The sequence below is a fragment of the Arthrobacter sp. P1_A5 genome, from assembly GCF_056406825.1.
Map to the genome: position 1 here is coordinate 1 of NZ_JBFTZL010000345.1, position 1,355 is coordinate 1,355.

Annotated in this window: 1 protein-coding gene and 2 pseudogenes; all 3 read left to right on the forward strand. The window is 65.0% G+C overall.

Annotation, left to right across the window (positions count from 1 at the left end):
* Positions 1-207, forward strand: a pseudogene (locus AC1D1S_RS21150) (lipoyl synthase); the annotation flags it as partial.
* 19 nt (positions 208-226) lie between these two features.
* Positions 227-1,048, forward strand: coding sequence for a methylenetetrahydrofolate reductase (locus AC1D1S_RS21155; RefSeq protein WP_476995447.1), 822 nt, complete (start codon positions 227-229; stop codon positions 1,046-1,048).
* Positions 1,041-1,355, forward strand: a pseudogene (locus AC1D1S_RS21160) (pyridoxal 5'-phosphate synthase lyase subunit PdxS); the annotation flags it as partial. The gene AC1D1S_RS21155 and the pseudogene AC1D1S_RS21160, both read left to right, overlap by 8 nt.

Sequence of the window (1,355 nt, forward strand, 5' to 3'; positions counted from 1 at the left end):
TCGTGGATCGTGGACCTGCAGCACGAAGCCGACGAGATCGGCTTCCTGGGCGTCATGTCCGGGCCCCTGGTGCGTTCCTCCTACCGCGCCGGCCGGCTCTGGGCCACCGCGATGCGCAAGAAAGGCTGGGAAATCCCGGCCGAACTCGCCCACATCGAAAGCTCCGGAAGCACCCGCCAGGAAGCCAGCTCGCTGCTCGGCGCCTGACATCGACAGAGGACCAAAGATGTTTCCCATACGACTTGAAATCATTCCTTCCGAGGGAATCGTCAAAAAGGTCCAGTCGGCAGTGCAGCTGACCACGACACTCACCATCACGTGTCTGCCTCACCACGGAACCGGGCGGACCATGCGAACGGCCGCCCAGCTCAGTCTGCTCGGCTACACCGTGGTCCCGCACATCGCGGCCCGCAGCCTGGCGGATAGCACCCAGCTGGCCCGTATCATCCGGGAATGTGCTGGGTACGGCATCTCGGAAGTGTTCGCGGTTGGCGGTGACGCCCCGCAGCCCGCGGGTCCCTTCGCCAATGGCGGCGAGCTGCTGCGCGAGATCGCCGAAATCAGCGGCGGCCAGATGGCCGTTGGGGTCGCCGGGTATCCGGAGGGTCATCCCGGCATCGGCCCCCGGCAGCTGCTCGAATCATTGTTGGCCAAGCAGGAACTTGCCTCCAACGTCGTCACGCAGATGTGCTTCTCGGCCGACAGTATCCATAGCTACACGGCGATGCTGCGCCGCGAGGGAGTCATGCTTCCGGTCCTGGCCGGGGTTGCCGGGTCCGTCCAACGAACCAGGCTGATTGCACTGGCAACGAAGATCGGCGTCGGAACGTCCCTGCGGTTCCTTAGCGGGAAACGACCGCTCGCCCGCCGCCTCCTGAGCGGCGAACGCTACTCGCCCGGCACTCTCATCAACGAGCTGACCGCCCAGCCTGTCGTCGATGGCATTCATCTCTACAGCTTCAATTGTTTTGACGAGTTACCCGGTACCGTCGCCGCTTCGTCGACGGAACTCTCCGCCACCACCAGCCAAGGAAACACACATGCTTGATACCCCGTTCCAGCCCGCAACCGCCAGCACCGTCACGGGCAGCAGCCGCGTCAAGCGCGGCATGGCTGAGATGCTCAAGGGCGGCGTCATTATGGACGTCGTCAACGCCGAGCAGGCCCGCATCGCCGAAGACGCCGGTGCCGTGGCCGTGATGGCGCTGGAACGCGTTCCGGCCGATATCCGCGCCCAGGGCGGCGTGTCCCGCATGTCCGATCCCGACATGATCGACAAGATCATTGCGGCCGTGTCGGTGCCCGTCATGGCCAAGGCCCGGATCGGGCACTTCGTCGAGGCGCAGGTGCTGCAG

What these genes read in the sequence shown, in the direction of transcription:
- AC1D1S_RS21155 (WP_476995447.1), top strand. Translation starts at nt 227, where the DNA reads ATGTTTCCCATACGACTTGAAATCATTCCTTCCGAGGGAATCGTCAAA.